The following is a 359-nucleotide window of genomic DNA, read 5'->3' on the forward strand; positions in this document are numbered from 1 at the left end:
TCGGCTAAGTACTTTTTTTCTAAATCGATACCATATTCATTTTTTAACAGTTCAACCATATCGCCATAAATCATATTTTTCATTTCTAGATTGGAAACTTGCTTCTCTAATCGTTTAATTTTCTGGGCGGGGGTTTCTTTACTTTTAGACATAGGAGAGTGCTCAGTAGGGAGTGTCCAATCTAATCTACCATGCTTTCTCAACCATGTAAGGACGGTGCTTCGACCTTGGATACCGTAGTGTTCTTGAGCTTGCTTATAGGTTAACTCGCCTTTTTCTACTTGGCTGACGACGGCTAATTTAAAGCCTAATGTGTAATCACGCTGTGTTCGTTTAACGCTGATTGCGCTTGAAGGTTT

Annotated in this window: 1 pseudogene; it reads right to left on the reverse strand. The window is 39.3% G+C overall.

The annotated features are described in order from the left end of the window. Window positions 1–359, reverse strand: a pseudogene (locus AN944_RS21115) (helix-turn-helix domain-containing protein); the annotation flags it as partial.

Source organism: Shewanella sp. P1-14-1 (assembly GCF_001401775.1).
Lineage (GTDB): Bacteria > Pseudomonadota > Gammaproteobacteria > Enterobacterales > Shewanellaceae > Shewanella > Shewanella japonica.